Origin of the sequence: Bacillus sp. FSL P2-0099, assembly GCF_038007445.1 — a bacterium.
GTDB lineage: Bacteria > Bacillota > Bacilli > Bacillales > Bacillaceae_G > Bacillus_A > Bacillus_A mycoides.
Genome location: NZ_JBBOXE010000001.1, coordinates 2,922,101 through 2,947,149 on the forward strand (window position 1 = coordinate 2,922,101; position 25,049 = coordinate 2,947,149).

General features: G+C 34.0%; 31 protein-coding genes, 4 pseudogenes and 1 other annotated feature. Of the genes and pseudogenes, 11 read left to right on the forward strand and 24 right to left on the reverse strand.

The genetic code is table 11. The features are described 5' to 3' along the window. Complete coding sequence (locus tag MKY90_RS14970; protein ID WP_341091731.1) at positions 1-783, reverse strand: class I SAM-dependent methyltransferase; 783 nt, start codon at positions 781-783, stop codon at positions 1-3. A 233-nt stretch (positions 784-1,016) separates the two neighbouring features. Here MKY90_RS14970 and MKY90_RS14975 point away from each other — a divergent pair, with 233 nt between their 5' ends. Then, positions 1,017-1,619 carry a chorismate mutase gene (locus MKY90_RS14975; RefSeq protein ID WP_098168745.1) on the forward strand — a complete coding sequence of 201 codons (603 nt, stop codon included), beginning with the start codon at positions 1,017-1,019 and terminating at the stop codon, positions 1,617-1,619. A gap of 138 nt (positions 1,620-1,757) precedes the next feature. Here the strand turns inward: MKY90_RS14975 and MKY90_RS14980 are convergent, their stop codons facing one another. From MKY90_RS14980 to MKY90_RS15000, 5 genes are all read right to left on the reverse strand, one after another. Next, positions 1,758-2,177 carry a VOC family protein gene (locus MKY90_RS14980; protein WP_044438236.1) on the reverse strand — a complete coding sequence of 140 codons (420 nt, stop codon included), beginning with the start codon at positions 2,175-2,177 and terminating at the stop codon, positions 1,758-1,760. A 197-nt stretch (positions 2,178-2,374) separates the two neighbouring features. Further along, the gene (locus MKY90_RS14985) at positions 2,375-2,797 is read right to left on the reverse strand and encodes a VOC family protein (protein ID WP_341091733.1); all 423 of its coding nucleotides are present in this window, start codon (positions 2,795-2,797) and stop codon (positions 2,375-2,377) included. 184 nt (positions 2,798-2,981) lie between these two features. Continuing rightward, positions 2,982-3,308, reverse strand: coding sequence for a heme-degrading monooxygenase HmoA (gene hmoA / locus MKY90_RS14990; protein WP_000469495.1), 327 nt, complete (start codon positions 3,306-3,308; stop codon positions 2,982-2,984). Between the two features lie 97 nt (positions 3,309-3,405). Continuing rightward, a complete protein-coding gene (locus MKY90_RS14995) occupies positions 3,406-4,620 on the reverse strand; it encodes an MFS transporter (protein WP_063218340.1) in 1,215 nt (404 codons plus the stop codon). A 57-nt stretch (positions 4,621-4,677) separates the two neighbouring features. After that, on the reverse strand, positions 4,678-5,721 hold the full coding sequence (locus MKY90_RS15000) for an ArsR/SmtB family transcription factor (RefSeq protein WP_002032857.1): 1,044 nt from the start codon (positions 5,719-5,721) through the stop codon (positions 4,678-4,680). A 355-nt stretch (positions 5,722-6,076) separates the two neighbouring features. Here MKY90_RS15000 and MKY90_RS15005 point away from each other — a divergent pair, with 355 nt between their 5' ends. Continuing rightward, complete coding sequence (locus tag MKY90_RS15005; RefSeq protein WP_016127176.1) at positions 6,077-6,568, forward strand: DinB family protein; 492 nt, start codon at positions 6,077-6,079, stop codon at positions 6,566-6,568. A 236-nt stretch (positions 6,569-6,804) separates the two neighbouring features. Here the strand turns inward: MKY90_RS15005 and MKY90_RS15010 are convergent, their stop codons facing one another. Next, a complete protein-coding gene (locus tag MKY90_RS15010) occupies positions 6,805-6,966 on the reverse strand; it encodes a hypothetical protein (protein ID WP_176523458.1) in 162 nt (53 codons plus the stop codon). Between MKY90_RS15010 and MKY90_RS15015 the strand changes: the two are divergent. From MKY90_RS15015 to MKY90_RS15025, 3 genes and pseudogenes are all read left to right on the forward strand, one after another. Beyond that, a pseudogene (locus tag MKY90_RS15015) lies at positions 6,923-7,119 on the forward strand (helix-turn-helix domain-containing protein); the annotation flags it as partial. The gene MKY90_RS15010 and the pseudogene MKY90_RS15015 sit on opposite strands and share 44 nt — an antisense overlap. A gap of 214 nt (positions 7,120-7,333) precedes the next feature. Further along, complete coding sequence (locus MKY90_RS15020; RefSeq protein ID WP_341091735.1) at positions 7,334-8,527, forward strand: nucleoside transporter C-terminal domain-containing protein; 1,194 nt, start codon at positions 7,334-7,336, stop codon at positions 8,525-8,527. Between the two features lie 325 nt (positions 8,528-8,852). Further along, positions 8,853-9,335: a DUF4367 domain-containing protein gene (locus MKY90_RS15025; RefSeq protein ID WP_063218337.1), complete on the forward strand. Its 483-nt coding sequence runs from the start codon at positions 8,853-8,855 to the stop codon at positions 9,333-9,335. A 373-nt stretch (positions 9,336-9,708) separates the two neighbouring features. Here MKY90_RS15025 and MKY90_RS15030 read toward each other — a convergent pair whose 3' ends face one another. Both MKY90_RS15030 and proB read right to left on the reverse strand, forming a co-directional pair. Then, complete coding sequence (locus MKY90_RS15030; protein WP_078184932.1) at positions 9,709-10,956, reverse strand: glutamate-5-semialdehyde dehydrogenase; 1,248 nt, start codon at positions 10,954-10,956, stop codon at positions 9,709-9,711. A gap of 123 nt (positions 10,957-11,079) precedes the next feature. Beyond that, positions 11,080-12,183 (reverse strand): glutamate 5-kinase, encoded by a 1,104-nt coding sequence (gene proB / locus MKY90_RS15035; RefSeq protein ID WP_098168749.1) that lies wholly within the window; start codon positions 12,181-12,183, stop codon positions 11,080-11,082. Positions 12,184-12,327: 144 nt separating this feature from the next. Beyond that, positions 12,328-12,538 (reverse strand) — a binding site (T-box leader). A 381-nt stretch (positions 12,539-12,919) separates the two neighbouring features. Between proB and proC the strand changes: the two genes are divergently transcribed. Further along, positions 12,920-13,738 (forward strand): pyrroline-5-carboxylate reductase, encoded by an 819-nt coding sequence (proC, locus tag MKY90_RS15040; protein WP_063218334.1) that lies wholly within the window; start codon positions 12,920-12,922, stop codon positions 13,736-13,738. 471 nt (positions 13,739-14,209) lie between these two features. Here the strand turns inward: proC and MKY90_RS15045 are convergent, their stop codons facing one another. Next, positions 14,210-15,241, reverse strand: a complete 1,032-nt coding sequence (locus tag MKY90_RS15045; RefSeq protein ID WP_002013512.1) for a fatty acid desaturase — start codon at positions 15,239-15,241, stop codon at positions 14,210-14,212. A gap of 126 nt (positions 15,242-15,367) precedes the next feature. Here MKY90_RS15045 and MKY90_RS15050 point away from each other — a divergent pair. The 3 genes and pseudogenes from MKY90_RS15050 to MKY90_RS15060 form a co-directional block, all read left to right on the forward strand. After that, positions 15,368-15,547 (forward strand): annotated as a pseudogene (locus MKY90_RS15050) (hypothetical protein); the annotation flags it as partial. A gap of 519 nt (positions 15,548-16,066) precedes the next feature. Further along, the gene (locus MKY90_RS15055) at positions 16,067-16,549 is read left to right on the forward strand and encodes a DUF2975 domain-containing protein (protein ID WP_002032872.1); all 483 of its coding nucleotides are present in this window, start codon (positions 16,067-16,069) and stop codon (positions 16,547-16,549) included. Between the two features lie 10 nt (positions 16,550-16,559). After that, positions 16,560-16,775, forward strand: a complete 216-nt coding sequence (locus MKY90_RS15060; RefSeq protein WP_000974615.1) for a helix-turn-helix domain-containing protein — start codon at positions 16,560-16,562, stop codon at positions 16,773-16,775. A 41-nt stretch (positions 16,776-16,816) separates the two neighbouring features. Here MKY90_RS15060 and MKY90_RS15065 read toward each other — a convergent pair whose 3' ends face one another. From MKY90_RS15065 to MKY90_RS15110, 11 genes and pseudogenes are all read right to left on the reverse strand, one after another. Continuing rightward, complete coding sequence (locus tag MKY90_RS15065; RefSeq protein WP_098168750.1) at positions 16,817-17,128, reverse strand: hypothetical protein; 312 nt, start codon at positions 17,126-17,128, stop codon at positions 16,817-16,819. 106 nt (positions 17,129-17,234) lie between these two features. Then, positions 17,235-17,399, reverse strand: a pseudogene (locus MKY90_RS15070) (DUF3887 domain-containing protein); the annotation flags it as partial. Between the two features lie 198 nt (positions 17,400-17,597). Further along, positions 17,598-18,182 carry an SMI1/KNR4 family protein gene (locus tag MKY90_RS15075; RefSeq protein WP_098168751.1) on the reverse strand — a complete coding sequence of 195 codons (585 nt, stop codon included), beginning with the start codon at positions 18,180-18,182 and terminating at the stop codon, positions 17,598-17,600. Between the two features lie 210 nt (positions 18,183-18,392). Next, the gene (locus MKY90_RS15080; RefSeq protein ID WP_016101154.1) at positions 18,393-18,581 is read right to left on the reverse strand and encodes a hypothetical protein; all 189 of its coding nucleotides are present in this window, start codon (positions 18,579-18,581) and stop codon (positions 18,393-18,395) included. A gap of 22 nt (positions 18,582-18,603) precedes the next feature. After that, complete coding sequence (locus MKY90_RS15085) at positions 18,604-19,047, reverse strand: hypothetical protein (protein WP_002032882.1); 444 nt, start codon at positions 19,045-19,047, stop codon at positions 18,604-18,606. Positions 19,048-19,070: 23 nt separating this feature from the next. Further along, positions 19,071-19,433, reverse strand: a complete 363-nt coding sequence (locus MKY90_RS15090) for a hypothetical protein (RefSeq protein WP_002032883.1) — start codon at positions 19,431-19,433, stop codon at positions 19,071-19,073. A gap of 125 nt (positions 19,434-19,558) precedes the next feature. Further along, positions 19,559-19,744 (reverse strand): hypothetical protein, encoded by a 186-nt coding sequence (locus MKY90_RS15095; RefSeq protein ID WP_234803731.1) that lies wholly within the window; start codon positions 19,742-19,744, stop codon positions 19,559-19,561. Between the two features lie 360 nt (positions 19,745-20,104). Further along, a pseudogene (locus MKY90_RS30435) lies at positions 20,105-20,206 on the reverse strand (DUF3887 domain-containing protein); the annotation flags it as partial. Next, complete coding sequence (locus MKY90_RS15100) at positions 20,196-20,780, reverse strand: kinase (protein ID WP_063218331.1); 585 nt, start codon at positions 20,778-20,780, stop codon at positions 20,196-20,198. The gene MKY90_RS15100 and the pseudogene MKY90_RS30435, both read right to left, overlap by 11 nt. After that, positions 20,780-21,322, reverse strand: a complete 543-nt coding sequence (locus MKY90_RS15105) for a GNAT family N-acetyltransferase (RefSeq protein ID WP_002032891.1) — start codon at positions 21,320-21,322, stop codon at positions 20,780-20,782. Before MKY90_RS15105 ends, MKY90_RS15100 begins: the two co-directional genes overlap by 1 nt. Before the next feature lie 15 nt (positions 21,323-21,337). Then, positions 21,338-21,721: a VOC family protein gene (locus tag MKY90_RS15110; protein WP_098168752.1), complete on the reverse strand. Its 384-nt coding sequence runs from the start codon at positions 21,719-21,721 to the stop codon at positions 21,338-21,340. A 282-nt stretch (positions 21,722-22,003) separates the two neighbouring features. Here MKY90_RS15110 and MKY90_RS15115 point away from each other — a divergent pair, with 282 nt between their 5' ends. Continuing rightward, positions 22,004-22,252, forward strand: coding sequence for a hypothetical protein (locus MKY90_RS15115; RefSeq protein ID WP_002013535.1), 249 nt, complete (start codon positions 22,004-22,006; stop codon positions 22,250-22,252). A 166-nt stretch (positions 22,253-22,418) separates the two neighbouring features. Here MKY90_RS15115 and MKY90_RS15120 read toward each other — a convergent pair whose 3' ends face one another. Further along, positions 22,419-23,528 (reverse strand): lactonase family protein, encoded by a 1,110-nt coding sequence (locus tag MKY90_RS15120; protein ID WP_002013536.1) that lies wholly within the window; start codon positions 23,526-23,528, stop codon positions 22,419-22,421. 191 nt (positions 23,529-23,719) lie between these two features. Here MKY90_RS15120 and MKY90_RS15125 point away from each other — a divergent pair, with 191 nt between their 5' ends. Then, positions 23,720-24,016, forward strand: coding sequence for a hypothetical protein (locus tag MKY90_RS15125; RefSeq protein ID WP_016127184.1), 297 nt, complete (start codon positions 23,720-23,722; stop codon positions 24,014-24,016). 118 nt (positions 24,017-24,134) lie between these two features. Here the strand turns inward: MKY90_RS15125 and MKY90_RS15130 are convergent, their stop codons facing one another. Both MKY90_RS15130 and MKY90_RS15135 read right to left on the reverse strand, forming a co-directional pair. Continuing rightward, positions 24,135-24,662 carry a DUF2812 domain-containing protein gene (locus tag MKY90_RS15130; protein WP_098168754.1) on the reverse strand — a complete coding sequence of 176 codons (528 nt, stop codon included), beginning with the start codon at positions 24,660-24,662 and terminating at the stop codon, positions 24,135-24,137. A gap of 7 nt (positions 24,663-24,669) precedes the next feature. Next, positions 24,670-24,987, reverse strand: coding sequence for a PadR family transcriptional regulator (locus tag MKY90_RS15135; protein ID WP_000991891.1), 318 nt, complete (start codon positions 24,985-24,987; stop codon positions 24,670-24,672). Between the last annotated feature and the right edge of the window lie 62 nt (positions 24,988-25,049).

Here is a 25,049-nt window from a genome sequence, read left to right on the forward strand (position 1 = left end):
TTAATCACCCTTTAACTTTATAGCTTTTGTAGCAATAAAAGTTTTAATATGCTTATCTAATATCCTTGTTCCACCAAAATCATCCTCGTAAAAACCCGTTATAACAAAACCAGCTTCAACTTGACCTTGGATTTGATCTTCTAGAGTATGTGCGTATTCTATTGTTTGATTTAAATTAATATAATCTTGAACTTCATCCTCTGGTAAATAATCCAATGTTGATGAAGGTATTGAATGTTTAACATCCAAAATACCTTTTTGTTCTTGGTTGTCATCAAAAATCCATAGTAAAGGATTTGTAAATCCAGAAATAAGAATACCTTTATTCTTTAAAACCCTTGAAATCTCATTCCATACAAGATGAACATCTTTTACAAACAAATTAGAAACAGGATTTACGACAATATCAAAATATTCATCTTCAAAATCACTAAGGTCTGACATATCTCCTTGTACTGTTTTTAAAGTTAATCCATCCCGTTCCGCCACCATTTCATCTTGTTCCAATTGCTTCTTAGATATATCAGTAACTGTTACATCTGCTCCAGCAGCAGCCAGTATTGGTGCTTGTTGCCCTCCACCTGATGCTAAACAAAGTATCTTTAATCCCTCTAATGACTTTGGAAACCAATCTCTAGGAACTGATTTTTCTGTGGTGACTGTGATTTCCCATTCACCTGATTTACTTTTTTCAATAACCTCACTACTTACAGGTTGAGTGTATCTAGAACCTTCTTCAACCTTCTTATCCCATGCATTACTGTTTTGTTGTGTAGTATCCATTATAATCATTCCTCCTAACTATCTAGTTGCATTTTAATTGTGACATTATTAACTATTTACACCCTTTTTCTATTAACCTGCCGATAGTTAATAAATGGTTTTCTATATTTATTTTAACACATAAACATCCTGTTTTTCTAAATATTTAAATTAATTGATTATATTGTAAAAAATGAGAATTGTTTCAATTATAATAAAATATGAAAACAAAATAAAGAAAAAGAGGAATAATTATGCAACGAATGCCTTTTGAACACCCTACTGATCATTATGATGAACGCTTATCTTCTATTGATGAAAAAATTTGCTCTTTATTAAAAGAACGGAAAGAACTTTCGAATGGGAATCCGGGTTTCCCACCAGATGAAGCCATTTCTAATTGGGCAAAGCAGAACGGGTTATATCCCGATTATTTAAATTCATTATTCTCATCTATGATGGACGAAGATGAGTTTAAACCTCGCGTCGAACCGACTAAGTTTAAAAAACATATACCCGTTTTAAAAACTTATGAACATAAAGAAACTGTGTATACTGTAACCTTTATTCGTCAATATTCTAACGCTAGTGTAATTAATTTATATAAGGAATGGGATCCAAAAAACAATACACTTAATGAGAATAATACACATAGCCTTGTTGAATTATCGATAAATGATACATACGATTGCTGGGCAGAAGGATGGACTGGAACAGATGGACATGTGAGCTACCAATTTGTAGTTTCCCCTACTCTTCCTAATAATCTCTCTGAAATTAGCTTATTATTTAAAGGACAAAGTATGCCATTTATGAAAGATCAAGCTATGCTTGAATTTGAAATTCGGTTAGATTAATAAAGTGAAACTTTAATCAGTGGGGGTTTTGACTAAAAGATGCTTATTTTTTACTTTGGTGTTCCATTAAATAAGCGAATAAAATGATCAAGCCCCTTTCCAAACTGGATAAGGGGCTATATATACACCTTCAAAGAATTATTCTTGATGAGTGCCATTCAGTTTTGAGACTTTCTTACCATCTCTATAGTCAAGGCAAGATACTTCAATTAACAATCCATTAAACATTGTAAAATAAAAACCATAACTACTACCTCTCATTGAATACGGTTTCTTGTCTATTTCAATGCCACCAGCTACTAAACGATTATATGATTGATCAACTTCACTTGAAGTTTCCACTAAAAAACCAATATGAAAAGCTTCAGGATACATAACTTCCTTATTCCCCTTAAATGCTTTTGGATCACTTAGCACAAGTATAAATCCACTCTCATCACTCATTACTACAAGTGCCTTTCCCTTTTGCTCCAAAAATTGAAAATCAAAAAATGTTTCAAAGAAATGTCTAGCTTCTGATAAATCATCAACACATAGATTTAAATGATTCAACTTCATTCACTCATCTCCTTTTAAGCAGAGGGTATATATACTCATATTAATAACACTTACATATGTAAGGAAAGATATTCAAGTGTTCCGTATAGTCTAGAACGTTTTTTAAAATGCAACATTTGGAATACAATGAATGAAATTATATGAACGATTCGACACGGAATCTCAATTTACCGATAAAGGCTGTCAATCGTAGTAATCTACTTAATTCTTTGTGCAATTGGGTGATTATCCTTTAGTTGCAGCAGGTCCCATAAATTCCCGTATAAATCCTTAAACACTGCCACAATTCCATATGATTGCTCTTTCGGTTCTCTCACAAATTCTATTCCTCTTGAAATCATTTCATTATAATCTCTCCAAAAATCGTCAGTATTTAAGAAAAGAAAAACTCTACCACCTGATTGGTTACCAATAAAGGGCTCTTGTTCAGGTTTAGATGCCCTAGCTAGTAATATTGTGGTGCCGACTGAACCTGGAGGAGATACCACTACCCAACGTTTGTTTTCTTCTGGCTGATAAATATCTTCAACTAATGTGAAATTTAGTTTCTTTGTATAAAACTCTATTGCCTCGTCATAGTCTTTTACTACTAATGCAATATGAACTATCGATTGAATCATTACTGTCCCTCCTAATCTTACTCACTGATCGAGTTTATATTATAACATTTCTAGTTTTAACCTGTCCGTTAATTCTTCTTACATCACATGTGAATCATTCTCTTTATTCAATATAAATAACCATCTATCAGTAAGCAGATAGATGGTTATTTATTCGAAAGAATATAATTAAACAAATGTATTCTTACGACTGTTGATAAGCCGATTTCGATGATTTCACATAATAAACCCCGTGCTCAACCTTAATGATATGATCTGGTTTTGGCTTACCGCGGCCCGCTCTATGTCCAGCTAAGTGCTCTTCACTCGTTTCCCAGTTCTTCCATGCTTCTTCCGATTCCCAGCGAATCATAACTACAACTTCTTCGTCTCCGCGTCTTACTTTTTTAACGAGAACACTTAAGTCGATGAATCCTTCAAATTTTTCAATAATTCCTTCTCCTGTGAAACGCTCTACAACTATATTAGATGTACCTTCTTTTACTGTAAATGTCTTCGTTTCGATAAACATATATTCCACTCCCTCTTTGTAATACGAATACTAGTATTCTTCTATTATAATTGATTATGATAATTATTTTCAATTATAAAGTTTCGAATCTTTAGCATTATGCAGATTTCTCCTCAATCGCCTCATCTAAAAATTTGAAATACGGAAGCAATATTCCTATTAAAGAAGTGACACATATAATCGAGCCAATGATAAAGTATGGTACTCTCACTCCCCACATTTCACTCAGTATTCCCCCTAATAACACACCTAATGGCATTGCCGATCGTATGAAAAATAATCGCACTGAAAATACTTTTCCTATCATATTACTTGGGACAGTTTGTTGGCATATCGTCGTATTATGAACATTGAAAAATGAAATACAAATACCTGCAATTACTTCAATAATTACCGCAATTATAATACTGTGATTGAACCCTAAAGAAATGTATGTAAGGCCACCTATAAACAATCCTCCAAGCATAAGTATTCGCCGGCTTTTATATGTTACTTTTCCGACTAATATTGATCCAACTACATAGCCAAGTGGGAAACCTGCCATGAAGTAACCGTACTCCGCATATCCCGCTGACAGCTCATCTTTTATATAAGGTAGGTTTGTAACCATCGTTACCCCAACTCCAAATTGAACGAAAGTAAGAAATATACCGAGCCAAACGATTATTGGTTTTGTGAAAAAGTATGTAAAGCCGTGAAGAAACTCTTCTAGCCACGTTTTTCGAAGTTCTTGCTTTATCCTCTTTTCTGTAATGAAAAGTAATAATCCTCCACTTATAAATAGACAAACGCACACAAAAAATAATGTAAGCTTCATTCCAATAAAATGAATGACGATACCACCTAATACTGGCGCTACAAACATCATAAGACGAGTCATTCCATCTATATACGCATTTGCATCTTGAAGCTGCTCTTTATTCACAACAGTTGGTGTAATCGCTTGGCTCGCAGGGGTATAAAGAGGCGTAATGAGACCAACTATAATTTGGACAACGTAAATGTGCCAAACTTCTATACTGCTAGTAACTAGCATCGCCAAAGGCAGTAAGAAAACAGATGCCCGCATCCATTGTGAAAAAATCATAATCCACTTTCGGCTCCATTTATCAATATATGGACCGCTTATAAGTTGCAATATGAGAGACGGGATAAAATATAGTAACCACATGCTACTTAATGCTGTTTTTGATCCTGTTAATTCATAAACGAGAATTGAATTACATAACGTCCCGAAAGCCCCGCCTAATTCCGAAATCGCACTACCTATCCACATAAAAAAGAATGAACGGTTTTTCAATACACTCTTCACTATAGCTCACCAACTTTTCTATTAAATTCCTCCCTTTATGTACATTCTCGTTGTATATTATCTATTCAAAAATGCATCTAATTCTTTCGCTAAAGACTGCACTGCTTTCTTTCGCAACACATATTTTCCGTCTTGAATATCAACTAACTTTGCTGAACGTAAAAGTTTCAAATGATGATGTACTGTCGATTTTCCTAGTTGTAATCTTTCCGTTATTTCTTGCAGCGTACGCTCTTGTTCAAATAGTAGTTTTACAATACGAAGCCTTGCCTCATCCCCGAGCGCCTTATGTTTATGAACTAAAAAATAACTCGGCTCATACGGATCTTCTGGATGTATACTTTCATTTGCGACTGGATAATGAAACACTTTCGTATCTTCAATATCAGCTTCTATGTTCCACGGTCTGTATGTAATTTGCGGGATAAGAAGTACGTGATGAACACTTGGCTCTGGCATATATGTAACGCCACCTGTTGCCCACTCTACAAACTCTTCCGGTTGCATCTTTTTATTCATTTCATTTTTCGCTTCATAATCTCGCTCTAGTATAGAAACAATTTTTTCTGCCTCTTTTTTAACAACACTGTCATACCACCCTGTCATAACGGCAATTAAATGCGTTTTTAGTTCACGCACATCGGCATGACATACAAACTCTATATACGTAGAGAAAAACTGATGATCATGTGTCAGTTCCTTTAGTTCGTGTATTACAGATGCTTCTCCGCTTGCGGCTAAACGTCTTTTTTCTTGATGGATTTCTCCTAAAAACGGTAAACACACATATTTAAAATCTACTTCCGATAACGAATTGATATTATGAATAAACTGAGTTAAATCCGTAAAATCTCCATCATACAGTAACTGTAGCAACGCTTTCCACGTATTATGCCTCTCGACAAATTGTAAATGTTCTATCATTTCATGAGGTAACGATTTTCTAATTTCTTCCCATTCACTTTGAGTCTTTTCAAGAGTATCGATTAACCTCTTATGAGTAATTGCCGCAATGCCAAGTGCACATTCGAAAAGTATCGAATACTTCATTTGAACGTTGTACGTTTCCCTCTTTCTACTCGTTACGTGAAAGACTTCCATTTTATCTCCTCCTTATTTGCTATGTATTAAATTCTATATTTATCGAATTATACCTTCTAATTTTTTAGAATTTTAAAACTTTCTGAAACTTTATATTGCTACAAATTTTTAAATTTAAGCTACAGTTAATTTTCTTGTTCAACTATGAGGCAGGTTTATTTAAGAGAAAGGAGAATTTATTGCAGTAAGAAAAATGATTTAGAAAGCCTAAGTTTGTTTCTGCAATTACTACAACGGCGCCGTATTGTTCTTTTAGAACCTTCTAAACATCAATCAGATGATAAGTAGGTACGTTTCTACCTAATTTATCTAACACTTATTGTTGGTCTATCTCATAGTTAAGGAGGCTATACGAATGGGTAAAAAAGAAATATTACAAAATGGGGTCAAGCAAGTTTTTTACGAAGAAGAATGGTATCCACCGATATCAGAAGCGTTAAAGAATCTTACTGCTGCACAAGCATGTTGGCACCCAGAAGGAACGGCCAGTAATACGATTTGGGAAAATGCAAACCATTTACTAATCTTTAAAGAGCGCTTACTTTCCCGCTTACATCAAGATGACACATTTGTTGCTCCACAAAATAATGATGACACGTTTGTCCAAGGTGGACCTAATGATGATGATGCTTGGCAACAAACAGTGAAGCGAACGCTCCAAGTACATGATGCCTTACGATCTTCATTAACATCCCTTCAAGAAGCAGAACTGGATCAACCAAGTCCGTCTCTACCAGTTTGGCAACAATATCTGAATATCCTATTGCATGATGCTTATCATACAGGTCAAATTATACAACTTCGTAAACTCCAAGGTTCATGGCCATCTCATCGTTCATATTTATAAGCAATGATTAAAGATGATAGACAAGCATATGATTCTACATTTAGCAGAATAAGTACAAAAAAAGCAAATGAGATTCTAACTCTCATTTGCCTTTTTGCATGCTGGAGAAACGTCCTGCAATGATTTATTAAGCTTAATTAAAATTCAACAAAGAATGTTCAATGGATAAAGTAAAACTTTAATTAGGCATTTACGGACCATTATCTCCCGCCTAACTTCCTTGCATTCACCGCTTATTAATTCATTTGTGCATCGTTCAATAGCCCAATTATTTCATTCAACATTTCTTCTGTAAAAGCACCTGCGCTAAAGTTCACTAATGCTCGTAATGGCATATAGTTCAGCATATAGTTCATCATTTCAGAAGCATCACTATCCCATCTAGCAGAAATAGTCACATTAAATCCAAGTTATCTATCTTCCCTTTTCAAAAAGGAAGTTAGAATTTCTCTAAATGAATATATTCAGCGTGCCAAAGTCATTTTACAAAGATCTTTAAAAAATATACTGGTATTTCACCTAAACAATTTAAAAATGGATGCAGCTATTAATTGTCCTTCGTTCTACCAATAGATTTATTTTGTTGCTTTACCTTATTAATACATATCCTTTATAAAGCGAAAAAACATTAATTTTTACTACATAAATTGAAATAGACTAATCCCAAACATAATTTACATTCTTCATAACTTCTGATCATAATCCAAATTTGGAAGAATAGGGGCTTTTTTATATACAAATAATAAGCCTCAAGGAGTTGTTGACATGCATTTCATATTAAATATGTTAGGGATTTTCATTGTAATATTAATCGTTTTCCTATGTTCGCCTAATAAAAGAAAAATAAAATGGAGACCAATCGTTATTCTAATAATATTGGAGCTTTTTATTACGTGGTTTATGTTAGGCACGAAATTGGGCAGTATTATCATTAATAAAATTGCGTCATTTTTCAGTTGGCTACTATCATGTGCGAATGAAGGAATTCGATTTGCATTTCCTTCAGCTATGGAAAATCAAACAGTTGATTTCTTCTTTAGCGCATTACTTCCTATCATTTTTGTTATCACTTTTTTTGATATTCTTTCGTATTTTGGAATCTTAACTTGGATTATCGATAAAGTTGGTGCAATCATTTCAAAGATTTCTCGTTTACCAAAGTTAGAAAGCTTCTTTTCCATTCAAATGATGTTTTTAGGAAATACGGAAGCACTTGCAGTTGTTCGTGATCAATTATCTGTGTTAAAAGAAAATCGTTTGTTGACTTTTGGAATTATGAGTATGAGTAGCGTCAGCGGATCCATTCTTGGTGCTTATCTATCAATGGTTCCAGCAACATATATTTTCAGCGCTATTCCTTTAAACTGTATTAACGCATTAATCTTGGCTAATGTTTTAAATCCTGTAGAAGTTACTAAAGAAGACGATGTTATTTATTCACCTTCAAAAAATGAAAAAAAAGATTTCTTTTCTACTATTTCAAACAGTATGTTAGTTGGGATGAATATGGTTATTGTTATTTTAGCGATGGTAATTGGGTATGTAGCATTAACAGCATGTTTAAATGGTATTTTGAGCTTTTTTGTAACAGATTTAACAATTCAAAAAATCTTCTCTATTATCTTTAGTCCCTTTGCTTTTTTACTCGGTTTAACAGGCAAAGATGCTATGTATGTAGCTGAATTGATGGGGATAAAAATAACAACGAATGAATTTGTTGCAATGATGGATTTAAAATCAAATCTAAAATCTTTACAGCCACATACAATTGCAGTTGCAACTACATTTCTAGCTTCTTTTGCAAACTTTAGTACAGTAGGTATGATTTATGGAACTTACAATTCATTATTTGGCGGGGAAAAATCATCAATAATCGGTAAAAATGTTTGGAAGCTTCTTGTTAGCGGAATGGCTGTTTCCTTATTAAGCGCTATGCTCGTTGGGCTATTTGTATGGTAAATAATCTTTAAAATAAAAGACACTCACTATATGTTAAAGATATATAACTACAATTAAGTATTATAATTAACAGCCTCTATCAAAAATTACTAAGTAACTTTTGATAGAGGCTCCTTTTATTTAGGTCGCTCTATATTCATCCAAAAAATTGAATACTACTTTACAGGGTCCTTCTTTTTCCTCTCTACCGATAATGATGCGTTAACTGAATATGTATGAAATATACATGATTCCTCGTTAAACAAAAGAGACAGGTTATTTAATAAAAAATAATAGTTTGGAAATACTACCTGTCAGAAAATCAAATTAGAATCGAGGTAATAAATTGATAGCTCCATTTCGTTTATTCATTACCTTAATACTTTTAATTAGTTACCCAATGACAATCATTGCTAAAGAAATTAAGTATAATCACAACAGCACTACTATTCCAGAAATACAGAAAAAAGTTAATTTCACTATTTTATCTCCAAAAAAGATTCCAGATGATTGGACATTAGATACAAAAACATCTCCTTGGATAAGCCTACATTATATGGATAGCAAGGATACAAAGCTAATGGTTGCTATTCACTTGAGTAGGAGAATTCCATTATCTGATAAAGACTTCACCCATGCTGAACAAATTTTGATTAACGGAAATAAAGGTTATTTTTCAGCATGGGGAAATAGTGGAACACTGGACAAGAATGGAGAACTCATTACAGGTGGTTTACTCTGTTGGACACAAGCTGGAACATATGTAAAAATGCAAAGTACAAGATTACCAAAGGAAAAAATGCTAGAAATCGCAAGGTCAATGAATTAACGTTATTTACTTATAGAGCAATAATAAGTATTGAATAAATTAAATACAATAACTTCCCTATATCGAAAATTATGTAAATAAGCTGTCCATATGGGCAGCTTATTGTATTTTTGTCTTAGCTTGTTTTTTCAAAATGCGCCGATCCTCCTTTACTACGTCTACAATTTTGACAATTTACCAAGTAAAATGGCATTGTCTTTTTTAGTTTTTTGTTTTCTTCATCCACGACCTTTTACTAAGCTAAGCATTCATTTTTTAGGTAAGTTCCTTAAACTACCTTTTATTAACAATCTAAAATTATGCATAAAAAAAGGACACTAGGAACATCGTCCCTTACTGTCCTTACTCATATATAAAACTAATTGCGTGTCTTTTATCTTCGAATCTGACCATTTCCACGAATCACATATTTTGTAGAAGTTAATGCAGGTAGCCCCATTGGTCCCCTTACGTGTAGCTTTTGTGTACTAATGCCAATTTCTGCACCGAATCCGAATTCAGATCCATCTGTAAAACGAGTCGATGCATTATGATAAAGTGCCGCGGCATCAACAGATGTGAAAAACTTGCTGACATTTCCCTCGTTCTCTGTAATAATCGCTTCGGAATGCATGGATCCATACGTATTTATATGATGAATCGCTTCTTCCGTAGTGGAAACCACTTTAACTGCCAGTGTGAGAGATAAAAACTCTGTTTCCCAGTCTTCTTCTGAAGCTAATGCAATAGAAGAATCAATTGCCAATGCTTTACTATCTCCACGTAGCTCCACGCCTCTTTCCTTCAAAGAAGAAAACAGCTCGCTACCAAATTGCTGCGCCCACTTCTCATGAAGTACAATCGTTTCTATTGCATTACATACAGATGGACGCTGCGTTTTTGCGTTTATAATAATATTAAATGCCATTTGTTTATCCGCTGTTTCATCAATAAAAATATGACAATTTCCCGCACCTGTTTCAAGTACTGGAACAGATGCTTCTCTCACTACAGTATCTATTAACTGCTTGCCGCCTCTTGGGATAAGAACATCCAAGTACTCATTCAATGTAAACAACTGCTTTGCACTATCGCGCGTTGTATCTTCTATGAGCTGCACACTTTCTGAAGGCAAGCTTGTTTGTTTGAGCGCCCGGTGAATAACGCTAACGATGGCTTTGTTAGAATGAATAGCAGAAGAACTACCACGTAGTATTACTGCGTTTCCTGTTTTTAAGCAAATTGTAGCAGCATCCACTGTCACATTCGGCCTTGCCTCGTAAATCATTCCGACAACACCAAGTGGTACGCGCATCTCCTGAATAGACAGTCCATTTGGTCGTTCCCATGCACTAACACATTCTCCAACAGGATCACGTAAATCAATTAGTTGCTTAATACCTTCAGTCATATCAATGATACGCTGTTCATTCAGCATAAGACGATCAAGAAGAGAATCAGAAAATCCTTTTGCCTTCCCTTCTTCAATATCCCGTTTGTTTTCCTCTAAAATATAAGCTGTTTCTACTATCATCTGATCAGCAATCGCAGCAAGTGCTTCGTTTTTTTGACTCGTAGATTTAAGAACAAGTTCTCGAGCAACCTCTTTCGCCTTTTTCCCCTTTGCCACCACTTCATTCATTTTTATTTCCTCCTTTTAAAAAGTTAATAAGTAAAAATTCAAGACCCGTTTATCTCCACCAACTAATTGTTTCCCGCCTATGGAATTAAAGAATTTGAGCAGTGGACTCTGCCCTCGCTATTCTTAAAATGAAACCCAATGATCCCTATGGATGACTTCATAATTATGCCTTTCGCCTCTTGCTTGAATATCTTGGCTTTGCATACCTTTTAAATTCCTTAGTTCCTCTGCGCTATATGTGCATTGTCCTTTTCCTATTACGCGCCCTTGTTGCGTAATTACTTCCACGACTTCATCCACTTGGAAAAATCCAGACACACTAGTAACACCAGCAGGAAGTAAACTCTTTCCATGTTGAATGATGGCAGTGGCTGCCCCCGCATCTACTTCAATTTGTCCGCTAACAAGCGAATGCAAGGCGATCCATTGCTTGTTCATCTTAATCACTTTTTGAGGAGCATTCCCGATATATGTTCCATCACCTTTGCCCTTCATAACATCTAAAAACTTCTCCTGTCCACATCCCGTTCCGATAAATACACTCACTCCAAGAGATAGTGCCGTCTTTGCAGCATCGATTTTTGATTTCATACCGCCAGTCCCAAGTTTTGAGCCAGCATCTCCTGCAAGAGAAGCAATTTCTTCCGTTACCTCAGGAAGGAAATGATATTTTTTCGCATCCGCATTTTTCTGAGGATTTTGGTCATATAAACCGTTCACATCGGTAAAAATCATGAGCATATCTGCCGAAACAAGTCCGCTTACTAAAGCTGACAGCATATCATTATCACCGAACGTCAGCTCTTCTAAAGAAATGGAATCATTTTCATTGATTATTGGAAGAGCGGAACGGTTTAGTAGCTCTCCTAAAGTAGCGTAAGCGTTACTGTATTGTTCTTTTCTAGAAAAATCACTTCTCGTTAGTAAAAGTTGTGCAGTAACGATACCATATTTACGGAATTCCTCCGTGTATGCCTGCATTAATAAACTTTGTCCGACAGCAGCAGCAGCCTGTTTCCCTTTAATTGTAACAGGTCTACTAGAATACCCTAGAGCAGAAAAACCTGCAGCGACTGCCCCAGATGTAATCAACAAAACTTCATGCCCTTCCTCTTTCAATCGTGCCAATGCAGCAACGTGATCTGAAAGTTGTTCTTTAGAGATGCCTCCATGACTTGCTGCCAAGGAACTGCTCCCAATCTTTACAACAATTCGTTGTTTTTTCACTTTTTTATCCCCCAAGTCTAAAATCAAAGTTTTTATAAATTACACTTTTATTTATACAGTTTGCAGCTATGTCTATCCTCATCAATGCTGCACCTATAGTATTAGAGGGCAAAATAAAAATGACCGCTTCGCCCTTAATAAAATAAAAAGGACGAAACGGTCATTGTTCCGCGGTACCACCTTAATTGATATACACAGATATCCACTTGGCGCCTATAACGCAGGCGTACGCCTAAACTTTCATTTAAGACTCAGGGATAGGTTCGATACATTCTATACGAGGAATCTTTCAGCCGGTGAATTCCACTCTCTTTCGCAAGAAGACATATGTACTATTTCCCTTCAACGATTTTCCATTTGATTTTTTATATTATGCTATATATTTCGTTTTTGTGTCAAGAGGTATTTTGCAAAATGAATAGAGCGACAAGCTTTAAGTATGAAATTATGTACACACTTATGAATATCACCATATCTAGAAAAAGTTGATATAACTATACCTATTCTCCAACATGCTTTTAAACGTTACCAAATAGTAAATAACATAAAATATTAAATAATTGAGAATGCACTTGTTTAGTACAGAATAAAATTGATTTCTTTATTTTTTGTATTGCAAAAAAGAACGTATTCTCTTAGAATGTTTCTTTATATTGCACTTGGATGTTATTGTTATTTTAGAATAATAATTTGAAACCGATATAATTTATGATAAAAGGAGCCAGATTGAGTTATTATGGACAAACAAATTGGATTCATCGGATGCGGAAATATGGGAATGGCTATGATTGGCGGGATGATAAACAAAAATATAGTGTCTTCAAATAAAATCATTTGTTCAGATTTAAACACTACTAATTTAAAACATGCTAGTGAAAAATATGGGCTAACTACAACAACTGACAACAATGAAGTAGCTAAAAATGCTGATATTTTAATTTTATCAATTAAACCAGACCTATACGCATCAATAATTAACGAAATAAAAGAAGTGATAAAAAACGATGTTATCATCGTAACGATCGCTGCAGGGAAAAGCATTAAAAGTACTGAAGATGCTTTTGATAAAAAGTTGAAGGTTGTACGAGTAATGCCTAATACACCTGCTCTTGTTGGAGAAGGAATGTCTGCGCTATGTCCTAATGAAATGGTGACAGAAAAAGATTTAGAAGATGTATTAATCCTTTTCAATAGTTTTGGTCAAACGGAGATCGTAAGTGAAAAATTAATGGATGTTGTAACATCTGTAAGTGGCTCTTCGCCAGCATATGTATATATGATTATAGAAGCAATGGCAGATGCAGCTGTATTAGATGGTATGCCAAGAAATCAAGCATATAAATTCGCAGCTCAAGCTGTGTTAGGCTCTGCAAAAATGGTACTAGAAACAGGAATGCATCCAGGTGCATTGAAAGATATGGTTTGTTCCCCTGGCGGAACAACTATAGAAGCTGTAGCAACATTAGAGGAAAAAGGCTTACGAACAGCCATCATTTCAGCTATGCAGCGTTGTACGCAAAAGTCTGTTGAACTATCCGGTCAAACTAAAAAGTAACAACTGTAAAAAAGACCAGATTAGCTGAATGCACAAATCTTTAAACAGCTTTACACTTTATGCACATGTGGTTTACATACTCCCCTGTTTCCACTAAAAGATAAACGGACAAATTCATGAATAATTGAGTTTGTCCGTTTTACATTTTATTATCTCAAAATAACTTCATAACTCTTATTGTTATTTGTTTTGCAGATTAAGATACTTTTGGTATTACGTTTACATCATTTCCTGTCTATTGAAATATTCTCAGAGACGAAGCATGATATTCATTAAAAAAGTTGTGGTATCTAACGCTTCACATTGTTAACATAACATATTTACTGTCTCCTTTATTAATGCCTGTTTCCTAATCCTCCGCAATTACAATTTAAATCATTTAAGTTTTCTCCATATCGTGCATCTACTAGTTAAACAAAAACTCCCCTTAAATCGAAAATGATTAAGGGGAGTCAGTCATATTTGATGAAGTTATAGTTCTGATTTCACTGGAATAGAAACATTATTTTTCACTAAATTTTTAACTTCTTTAAAGCTAACAAAATTGTTGTTTTGCTCATCCCAAAGACGGAAACGGAGTGACCGCAAACTTGTAGCAAGAGTAATCGTTGGTACATTCTTTAAAGGAAGCGTATTATTGTGTGCCTCTTCTAATTTATAATTAGGTACTCTTGGACTTAAATGGTGAACATGATGAAATCCAATATTACCAGTTAAAAATTGCAAGATTTTAGGTAGTTTATAAAAAGAACTTCCTTCCACTGCCGCTTTCACATATTCCCACTCTTTATCTTCTTCAAAATAAGAATCCTCGAATGTGTGCTGTACGTAAAACAGCCAAATACCTATTGAACCTGCTATTAAGAATATGGAACCATGTACTAAAAGAAACGATTGCCATCCGAGTGTCCAGCAAAGTAACCCTACTAACGCAACGATTAAAACATTCGTCAAATAGGTATTCATGCGTTCCTTCTTTCTAGCACCTTTTCTGTTAAATCTATTTTTAAGCAGGAAAACATAAATCGGACCTAACCCAAACATAACCAATGGATTGCGATATAAACGATATGCTAAACGGAGTCTAAATGGCGCTGCCAAATATTCATTCACTGTAAGTGTCCAAATATCTCCTGTACCTCGCTTATCCAAATTACCACTTGTAGCGTGATGAACGGAATGCTCATGCCCCCATTGATCAAACGGGAATAAAGTTAAAACACCCATACATGTCCCTACTATTCTATTTACACGACGGCTTTTAAAGAAAGAATGATGGGTACAATCATGAAAAATAATGAAAACCCGTGTCATAAATCCCGCGGCTAACACAGCTGGGACTAATGCTAACCAATAAGAAACGGACAAACTTTTATAAGCAAGGTACCATAAAATAATAAATGGCACTACCGTATTGATGATTTGCCAAACACTTTTTTTTGCCGTTGATTTTTCAAAAGGAGCAACTTGTTTTTTTAAATTTTTAGTATTTTGTAAGGTCATTTTTTCTAATTCCTTTCCTTTATGTTGCTAATTCATATTATAACAGAAATGAATCAAAATTGTTAGTAGTAGGTATTATGTTCAGGGTATAAATTTTTTAGGGTGATAGCAAATGCACTTATTTAGTTTGGTGAAGTTCAAGCTGAGGACGGTTATATGTCATCACCTATTATGTATGCACCATCCTTTACAATGAGAGTAAGCTCATATAATGGAAGGCTTACATTTACGATCGGTTATCATACGCCGGATACATCAAAAAAAGCAGACAAATTTTTAGAAAGTATGGTTAATCAACTATCGTAATAGTAATTGTAATAATCATTATCAAAAATAAAAGCTCCTAACATATTAGTTATATACAATATGTTAAGAGCTTGATATTTTAAACGTTTTTTGAATTTATGTCTTGATAACGTGCACTAAGCGATCTTGTATATAAAAAGCTGATTTCCCGTAATCTAAAGGATAATCGGGCGTTTTACTATTCAATTACTTGTAGCAGTTGAATAAATTCTAAAGGCGGGATAAGAAAGACTTAATCGTTACTTTTAACATAACATCATTTACAGAAAGAAGGAACGATTATCTTCACTATATTCCGTCAAAGGAACAATGATATATATCACCATATTCATCATACTTTTTTATTTCAGGAAATCTATTTGTTTGGCGCCCTTTTTTATAAAGAGTGCACTTTTTATTTTCATCTAAAATTCAAATTGGTTTAGCAATAAAAACAAGATTATAATAAATAAAAATTTATTGTTAAACGATAAATTTCATGTTAGATTAAATAGATAATTAATAAATGAGGTGCTTCATATGAAACAAGGATCAACACTCTTTTTAAAGACAGCTATTATTCTGATTGGAATCCCTGTTCTTGCTTTATGTATATTTTTAGTTCCTAACATAGGGAAATATGCAGCGGAATTGTTCCCGGATATTGCATTTATAAAATATCTTGTTTTAATCAATCTATATGCAACCGTGATACCTTTTTATTTTGCTCTATATCAAGCCTTTAAACTTGTAAGCTTCATTGACAAGGGTAACGCTTTCTCGAAATTATCTGTTAGGGCTTTAAAAAAGATAAAAAACTGCGCAGTAACAATCAGTATTTTATATGTGGTAGGTATGCCACTCTTCTATCTTGTAGCAGAGAGAGATGACGCACCTGGTATTATTATACTTGGCATGCTCCTAATCTTTGCTTCAATGGTTATCGCAGTCTTTGCTGCCGTTCTCCAAAGACTTTTAAAAGATGCGATAGATATAAAATCAGAAAATGATTTAACGGTCTGAGGTGAATAACATGGCAATAATAATTAATATTGATGTAATGTTAGCTAAAAGAAAAATGAGTGTAACAGAGCTTTCGGAGAAGGTTGGAATTACAATGGCTAACCTTTCTATATTAAAAAATGGAAAAGCAAAAGCAATTAGAATTACAACTTTAGATGCTATTTGTAAAGCATTAGAATGCCAACCTGGGGATATTTTAGAATATCAACCTGAAGATACCGAATAAAAAGAGTCCTTCTATTAATGAAGGACTCTTTTTATTGCTCATTACGGCGCGAAGCTAACTTGACCCGTCAAAACTAAAATAATTGCGATGATCCAAAATATAAAAAATGATGCGGACAGTACTAATGAAATAATAGCTATCCCCTTTTTCTCTGTTTTTTTCGTCATTGTGATTATTGAAAGTATAATACCTACACCTGTAAGAGCAATCGTTACATAATCTCCAACTATATTTCCCGCATTCGCTATTCTCGTCGGAGTTATAAAAACGAATAAAAAACACATAATTCCGATGAGTAAAGATATATAGCTTATTATACTGTACTTCTTTTTGGGAACTATTTCGGTTTTCATAATACCCACCCCTTTTATATAGCTATGTGTTCATATTAGCGCGAATAACCATAATTTGGTTAAAACAAAAAACAGATAAAGTGGAAACTTCCACTGTATCTGTTTTTTATTTAATATATAAACCTGCTATTTCTTCTTTAGCGTTATAAGTTATGATAAAGGTACGTTGTTCTTTACTATATTTTGCTACAAGAACAACAGTATATAAACCATCTTTTTCTTCAATCGACTTTTTTTCAATCTTTTCGAATATACCAGCTTTTTCAATTACATGTAAAGTGATAATAATGTTATTTAATTCTGATTTAAAAATATAAGAGCCTCGCTACAAATCATATTGTAGTAAGGCTCTTTAAAGTTGTTTAATTTCTAACCTTTTAAATGAGTTTGTAGACAAATATAAATAATAAATTTGTTTAAATCTTGTTCAACTAAAGCTCCCATTAGTTGAAGTGTAATTCTTCACAAATTATTGAGATTCTTCTTCTAGAAAATTAAAATCACCATCAATAAGATTCTGTAAATACTCATTAAAGCTGTTTGCAATCACTTCATATTCATCAGGGTCGTGCAAAAAACGAATTATTTGACCACATACACCTTCATCAGAAGGGTTAAAATCAATATAGAGTCTTGATGTTCCACCATTGTTCATACAGTCTGAAAAATGAATATAAGTGCCAGGGAGAAGTCCTTTTGGATTTATCTTAGAATCAACAGTATCCTCGTCATCTTGGTATTCTAAAAGATAAGAGACGTCTTCTTCTTCTTTTGAACTTTCGAGCATCTGCTGTGTAGAAAGCAAATAATATGGATACTCTTCAACATCTGAGCCTAAAATACATACCGCAACTTTGTTTTCTCCATATTTCCGCCAATATGTACCATCAATATTTTCAAGTAAAGAGATTAGTGATTCTGGACAATTTGGATATTCTGACCTTAATGTATCAATATCATCTTTTGTAGCACCGTACGCTTTATTTAGTGCCTCGAGATCATCTGTTGATAATGCTGCTCTCAAGCCGTTTAAAAATTTGTTTACCAAATCCATTATTTCGTCCTCCCAATAATAAAATATAAAATTTTTTTATTAGTCTATATACCTAACATAAATAAGATTATTCACTTTTATCGAAAGCCTCATTTCATCTTTTTGTTCAAGCAAATGTAAGCAGATAATCCCATTGTAATTATTGATAGGGTGAGTTGAGCATATTTTCCCACTTGAAATATGTCTGTAAATATCAAAATTAGGTCATTTTCACTCTACTATGATAAAACCTTCTAACTCGAATGCCATTGATGGTTCACTATTTACTTGTGTATGTAAGTTACCTTCTTCGTCTATTACTACAACTGTGTCTATTAACCCATCTGCACTTAATATATCACCTAATTTTAAGTCTTGACCCTTTACCGTTTTGATACCTAGTTCTATATTTGGAATCATGTTCCTACCATCCTATTAGAAATTAGAAATTATAATTTAAAAATGGTAACTTTACACTAGTGTCTACTTCTCCTGTATACAACTCTACAAATACATTTGAAGTTTCATGCGGTATATAGATTGTTGTGACTTTCTCGTCAATATGTACGTAAGCAATTACTTCCATGTATTCATCACAGTCTTTCATAGGTACAAAGGTTAGACAAGGAGATACCCCTAAAGGTACTTCTTTCTTATCTATAAATTCCTTACACATGACAGTCTTCTCTACTTGATATGTAGTTATATGTACATTGTCTACTTCTGTTATTTTTACATTAGTCGGTATCTCTATCCCTAATAGATTACACCAACTGTTTAAGATGGACCTTTTCTCTGTACTTAATATAATGTCACCTTCACCATTTAAAACAAAAAGAGACTCCTTTTGGTCTCTCCCTACTTTTACCTGTTTCATCTCAATCATATTGCATACTCCTTTGTGAAATATTAGTTGAAGTATTGTTTCAGTAACTCACTACCTGTTTTAAGTCTTGTATAATATTGTCCATCTTTCTTCTCGAATTCACCGTTGTTAGCAAATTCTTTCTTTACACTTTCTAAGTTCGATGAATCAATAATACCAAACACATCGCCTATTTCAAAGTTACCTTCTTCATTTATACACTCTTCTAATAAGTAGTATTTGTCTTCTTCTAAAGGAACTATCTTACCTTTTGTAATCGAATACAAATGTTTTGTTTCCTCTACCTGTACCGTAATAAAAATCCAACCAACTCTTACAATGGTACATGGCGTTAACCCCTCAAATGTAAGTGCAACTACTTTTTGGTCTTTCTTGAATTTCCCCATCCTTGGTACCCCTTTAAATAGATTTATTTCTCCTAAAGTCTACTATTTTATAGCGTAACCATAGTCTCTCAAACATCTATCTGCCCTAAGTTATACATCTCTAAGAGTTTCCTTTTCTGTATATCCTAGTTCACTAATCTTTTTTTTGCATATTCTAGTTCACTATCAATCGTATTCCAGTATACTTTACCGTATTTCGTTACAGTTTCTACATGAATATCCTCAACATAAGCTTCGTGTCGTTCCATTACATCTTTACCGTTTTCTCTATATCCTAAATACTTATAGAATGCACCTACCCCTAGTACCACTTACCTTAGTAAAACCTGCTCTTGCACTACCTATATGGAATGGCATGTTCTACCCCTCTTTTATTTTAATATGATATTATAGCGTTCTCTTTGTTGTGAACTCATAAACTGCCCTACAAATTGTAGTTCATGCCATTTAAACTCTTTCATGGCAACATAGATGACAGTTAACTTATTGTCTACCATTCCATAATATACCCATTCTTGCTTTGCCTTTGAAAAATTATGCTTTTCTACACTTTGTAATAAATTGAATTTTTTTATAGAGCTAACCTGCATGGTTAGTTCTATAAGAATTAAAGAACTTTATTATTTTTTAAAGGATTTTATTATTTTTTAAACAACTTTATTATCGCTTAACATTACAGGCGTAAGATCTTTCATTTTCCCCTCTGATAATGCGGTTTTCATCTTGCTATCAAATTTTTCATGCATTTCTTGATACTTAACTTCATTTTGTAATTACTAAATCCGCTCTCTCCCTCGGCAATTCCACTTCCAAATAATACTCCTCAGCCTTCCAATACCTACTTTGAAACTTTGGAAGGTTCTTCTGCGTTTCCGGACTTTCACGTAGAAACCTCGTCTCTCTTGAACAATCCAAATACACCATATAATGAAAGAAATCTCTCCATTCTTTTCGTTGAAGAAAAACCCCTTCTACAATTATTACACCTACTAAAGGAAGCTGTATTTCTTTCATTTCACATGAGTCTGTTTCATCATGATAGTATGGCAACTCTAATTGCATGTCACTTTGTAACTTTTGAAATAAGTTTTGCTGCAAGCAATCGATATCCCATTGAAGGTTATAGTACTCATACCATTCTGCAAATCCAGTATTATATCGCTTGTTACGCTCGGTTATGTGATCATCAATATGAAAAATATGAAACGAGATTCCATTTCGTTTCATATTTTCTTCTAATTTTTTAACCAACGTTGTTTTACCCGAACGACTTAGTCCGTCTATACCTAATATAAATCGCTCATCTTTATGGTCCTTAATAACCTTCATTATCTCATTTGTGCTCATTACTTTTGCCAATCTTCTTTTAATAATGAATAAACGACCGTGTCATGAGCAACATCATTTTGAATCATATATTTTCGAAGTAATCCTTCTTCTTGAAATCCGGATTTTTTTAATAAATTACGGGAAGCTTCATTTTCTATATATACGACAGCTGCAATTCTTATAAAATGCAACGTTTCAAATCCGTAAGCTAGCATTGCTTGCAGTGCTTCGGTTGCGTATCCTTGTCCCCAATATGTATCATCTAGCTCATAACCAATTTCAGCTCGTTTATGATGCTTGTTAATTAAATGAAACCCACACGTACCAATTAATTGATCCGTTCCTTTCTTCTCTATTCCCCAGCGAAATACACTTCCCTCTTCATTACGCTTTCTAAACGTTTGAATAGTTGTTTTCGCTTGCTCAATATTTTCGAAAGAGTCCATTCCGAAATAACGAATAACGGATTCTTTTGAAAAATAATGGAACATCGCTTCTGCATCTAATAGTGTAAGTTCTCTTAATAGTAAACGTTCTGTCTCTAATTTTGGAAACCCCATCCTCTTTTTCTCCTTCTATTCTAATGAACTACAAATTTCAATATAATTACCGTCTGGATCGGCAATGTAAGCAATTGTTTGTCCCCACGGTTTTACGATTGGCTCAACTAGAACTTTAACCCCTTGTTCTTTTAATTTCTCAATCGTTCCCTTTACATCTTCTACAACAAACCCTAACTCAAAATGAGAAGATTGTAGTACACCTTCTGTAAGAGGTAGTCCCGTTAACTCCTTAACATCCTCTCGTGTATTCATCGCTAAAATTGTTGCTCCTGTTTCAAATTCAATATATGTACCGTGCTCTGCTCTTATTGGCAATCTTAAAATTTCTTTATAAAACTGATGACATTGCTCAAACTTTTCTACATATAAAATAATGTATTTCATTTTTAAGTTCATAATTATTCCCCCTTAACCTTCACCTCTAAAAATTCGACAAATGTTTTTAAAAACCTTGTACCTTATTGAGATGAGCACAAAAAAATGAGGCCGATTTCTCGGCCCCCCAGCTTATTGGCATAAAACAGGAGATTTGGTTTGGACATAACCAGTTCTTACATTTATTATATTTTATTTTTTCTGAATTTTAAATATAATAAATACCTATTTATGTTGAGAAAGTTTTTTTACTTGCATAAAATCATACCGCTTAAGAAATGCTACAAATGGAGGTGTATACATATGGAACCAATGCTTTGTCCAAGTTGTAAAACGAACCGAACTCGCTTTAATATTCTCGAGCAACAAGTAAAACCAGTAAAATTAAATCCACAAACTGGTCATGTAGAAGAAGAATACACGAATGAAACGATGAACGCTTTTCATATGGCTTATCAAGGACCTACTTACCGCGTCCAATGTGCTGTATGTGGGCTTGTTGAAAACCCAGAACAATTTATAAAACCTGCGCAAAATCAGTCTTTCTCTTAAACATTTCCCTACCCCCTATCAATTTTCTATAGGGGGTTTTTCCGTTTTACGTAAGCAAGGTGGACAATTGCTGTTTAATCAAAGGTCCCTAATTCATCTACATGTCTACTATTCATACACCGTCATATATTTTTCTTTTCCACACAAATATAGCGGCCCAATAGAATCAAAGAACAGCTAAGCCTTGCGACCCAAAGTAAGGAAAATTTGATGAAGCAACAACCTGCAACCTTACTAGACTACCATCACTTTGAATATTAAATACTGACACTGTGCCCTGATTTCCATTAAGGGTGTAAAAATGTCGTCCATCTTTACTCACTCCAACATCCATCGGAAGACCCGGTGCTGTCCCCGGCGGTGTACTAGTAATATGCCTTACTACTGACAGTACTCCATTGGGGGCGATTTGGTAGGTGGAGATGGTGCCACTTAAAGTGTTCGTAGTGTAGGCAAAACGTTCATCCTTCGTTGTTATAACCCAACAGGCAGTTTTATATCCGTTTTGTACAGAGCCGCTGATTACATGAAGAGTACCGTCATTGCTCAATGAATAAGATGACAACGCATTTGAAACTGCTTCTGTAACTAAGAGAATTCCGGACGATAGAAAGTAAGCACCCAATGGGCCTTTACCGTAAGAATCATTAACAATTGGTCCTGTGACCGTACCATCTTTATTTACATGGAAGACACTGAGATGGTTTGATGTAAGCTCGGAGACAACAATTTTACTACCATCCGGGGTGAAGAGAACTTGTGCGGGCTGAGCATTAAAGGTACTGAGAGCATGAGTGGATCGTGGAATAGGTGTAAGGTTTCCCTTATCATCTATGTGAAATCCAGTAATATTTGATGCAAAATTGTTTGCAGCATTACCTACATTGGAGACATAGAGAAGATTATCATACACACCAATGCTATTGGGCTGAGCACCTCCTGATGGCTTTACATCCACGAAAGTCGGCACCCCGTTATCTGCTATGATAAAACTACTGATACTATGACTGCCTGCGTTAACTGCAAATAGGAAACGACCATCACGGGACAAAGTCAGAGAACCTTGTGATGCTAGAGGATCTATACCATCGTTTGCCGTTTCTGTAGAAACTTCCTTTATACCAGTACCTCTTCCGTAAGTTCGGTAAGAACCCACAAAGGTGAGCATTCCATTCGTATCCATATGAAAAGCAACAATGTGATTCATTACTTCATTATTAGTCATCATGTATACCATACTCGCACGAGCACGAAAATAATTGTTCATTCTCTGCATTTTATGACTCTCCTCCCTTCATAATTTTATATGGTTCTTTTTCCAATTAAATTCCCATGCAAATGAAAATTGATTTAGAAATATCTCTTACTCATCTCGTAGTTTCTTTAAGTGAAAACCTTATTCACTTCCATATTATATTTTAAACTCCATACTCTTCTGGTAATATTTACATAAGAGAGGTGAAATAAATGATTTTAAATAAAAAGTTAATGATTCCATCTACATTTCTACTATTAACTTGTCACATAGGTATTTTTTACTTTTGGATTTTCGATTGGAAGAAGATAACAACTCCTTACGGTCTAGCTATATGGATTGTTTCTACTGTTTGCGGCTTTTTACTTTATTACCACTTTAAACATCAAAACTCTAATAAAATAGTATTAATCAGTAGTTCATTATTATTAATCGTTTCTTCATCATTTATGATTTTTTTAGGTATTATTACTAGTACTATCTTTATAACTGTTAGTTCTATGCCTTAAATATACAGTCTTTTATTATGTAAAAAAGAGTGAACAAAAAGAATTTTTTACATAACAAAAGAAGATGATTCCCATAAATCATAATACGAAATCATCTTCTTAAAAATTTCACGATTTGTTACAATATTTCCTTTTTTAACTTTTTAATTTTCCAAAATAAATTAATAAATATATATAAATATATACAAACAAAAAATCCTATCATACCTTTATATAATCCAGATTCTGATACTCCAAAAAAACATAAGTACAGCGCTGGAATTAACATTGCAAACATAATTGCAATGAACTGTAACAACTCAGTAAGTTTTTGTATCTTCGTTTCCTTGTCTGAATATATATCAGGTAACTCATTTTCTTCTTCCATTTCTTTACAAAAATAATTCCATTTTGTAAAACTCGTTACATGTTTCCATCCACACATTTCATATATTTCAATATATTCTTTTTGTTTTTCTTTTGAATCTTTATAATCCAATCTAAAATCTGCTTTATATATTACATCTTTCGGCTTAGTTTTCTTAAATGTATACATTATATTATATTTTTGTAATGCCCAGCCTTGTTGGTGCATATTCCGTAAAAAAGCTTCTTCTTTTTCTACGCTCCATACCGCGAAAGGTTTGAATATCTTCTTTGTCTCCATCTTCCATTCACTCCCCTAATATACTGTTTCCATTCCTTACAGATCTCTGCAGTCTGTTATACTCTAGCTCTAACACTTCTCTACCAAATGGTGTTAACTCGTAGCACTTCTTTCTGTCTGTAGAGGCAACTTCAACAATCAATTTCTCTTTTAATAACTTCGTAGTATTCCCATATAAAGTACCAGGACCGAGCTTTACTTCCCCATTTGTCATCTCTTCTACCATTTGCATAATTCCATAACCATGCATTGGCTTTACAAGTGACAACAATATGTAATATGTCGCCTCAGTTAATGGAATGTATTTTTGCGCTTTCGCATTCATTATAACTACCTCCGATACATCGCTTCATGATATATCGACTCGCGATATATCGTATAGCGATA

Bases quoted from the DNA above. Each gene is read 5' to 3' on its own strand.
- MKY90_RS15090 (WP_002032883.1), bottom strand. From the start codon at position 19,433: ATGGGGAAATTCAAGAAAGACCAAAAAGTAGTTGCACTTACATTTGAG.
- MKY90_RS15065 (WP_098168750.1), bottom strand. From the start codon at position 17,128: ATGAAAACCGAAATAGTTCCCAAAAAGAAGTACAGTATAATAAGCTAT.
- MKY90_RS15100 (WP_063218331.1), bottom strand. From the start codon at position 20,780: ATGAGCACAAATGAGATAATGAAGGTTATTAAGGACCATAAAGATGAG.
- MKY90_RS15120 (WP_002013536.1), bottom strand. From the start codon at position 23,528: ATGCAGAGAATGAACAATTATTTTCGTGCTCGTGCGAGTATGGTATAC.
- MKY90_RS15045 (WP_002013512.1), bottom strand. From the start codon at position 15,241: ATGACCTTACAAAATACTAAAAATTTAAAAAAACAAGTTGCTCCTTTT.
- MKY90_RS14985 (WP_341091733.1), bottom strand. From the start codon at position 2,797: ATGATTCAATCGATAGTTCATATTGCATTAGTAGTAAAAGACTATGAC.
- MKY90_RS15110 (WP_098168752.1), bottom strand. From the start codon at position 21,721: ATGAACTTAAAAATGAAATACATTATTTTATATGTAGAAAAGTTTGAG.
- MKY90_RS15055 (WP_002032872.1), top strand. From the start codon at position 16,067: ATGAAACAAGGATCAACACTCTTTTTAAAGACAGCTATTATTCTGATT.
- MKY90_RS15085 (WP_002032882.1), bottom strand. From the start codon at position 19,047: ATGATTGAGATGAAACAGGTAAAAGTAGGGAGAGACCAAAAGGAGTCT.
- MKY90_RS15130 (WP_098168754.1), bottom strand. From the start codon at position 24,662: ATGGAGACAAAGAAGATATTCAAACCTTTCGCGGTATGGAGCGTAGAA.
- MKY90_RS15075 (WP_098168751.1), bottom strand. From the start codon at position 18,182: ATGGATTTGGTAAACAAATTTTTAAACGGCTTGAGAGCAGCATTATCA.
- MKY90_RS15060 (WP_000974615.1), top strand. From the start codon at position 16,560: ATGGCAATAATAATTAATATTGATGTAATGTTAGCTAAAAGAAAAATG.
- MKY90_RS15115 (WP_002013535.1), top strand. From the start codon at position 22,004: ATGGAACCAATGCTTTGTCCAAGTTGTAAAACGAACCGAACTCGCTTT.
- MKY90_RS15020 (WP_341091735.1), top strand. From the start codon at position 7,334: ATGCATTTCATATTAAATATGTTAGGGATTTTCATTGTAATATTAATC.
- MKY90_RS15125 (WP_016127184.1), top strand. From the start codon at position 23,720: ATGATTTTAAATAAAAAGTTAATGATTCCATCTACATTTCTACTATTA.
- MKY90_RS14975 (WP_098168745.1), top strand. From the start codon at position 1,017: ATGCAACGAATGCCTTTTGAACACCCTACTGATCATTATGATGAACGC.
- MKY90_RS14970 (WP_341091731.1), bottom strand. From the start codon at position 783: ATGGATACTACACAACAAAACAGTAATGCATGGGATAAGAAGGTTGAA.
- MKY90_RS15030 (WP_078184932.1), bottom strand. From the start codon at position 10,956: ATGAATGAAGTGGTGGCAAAGGGGAAAAAGGCGAAAGAGGTTGCTCGA.
- hmoA (WP_000469495.1), bottom strand. From the start codon at position 3,308: ATGTTTATCGAAACGAAGACATTTACAGTAAAAGAAGGTACATCTAAT.
- MKY90_RS15135 (WP_000991891.1), bottom strand. From the start codon at position 24,987: ATGAATGCGAAAGCGCAAAAATACATTCCATTAACTGAGGCGACATAT.
- MKY90_RS15005 (WP_016127176.1), top strand. From the start codon at position 6,077: ATGGGTAAAAAAGAAATATTACAAAATGGGGTCAAGCAAGTTTTTTAC.
- MKY90_RS14980 (WP_044438236.1), bottom strand. From the start codon at position 2,177: ATGAAGTTGAATCATTTAAATCTATGTGTTGATGATTTATCAGAAGCT.
- MKY90_RS15000 (WP_002032857.1), bottom strand. From the start codon at position 5,721: ATGGAAGTCTTTCACGTAACGAGTAGAAAGAGGGAAACGTACAACGTT.
- MKY90_RS15105 (WP_002032891.1), bottom strand. From the start codon at position 21,322: ATGGGGTTTCCAAAATTAGAGACAGAACGTTTACTATTAAGAGAACTT.
- MKY90_RS15080 (WP_016101154.1), bottom strand. From the start codon at position 18,581: ATGATTCCAAATATAGAACTAGGTATCAAAACGGTAAAGGGTCAAGAC.
- proC (WP_063218334.1), top strand. From the start codon at position 12,920: ATGGACAAACAAATTGGATTCATCGGATGCGGAAATATGGGAATGGCT.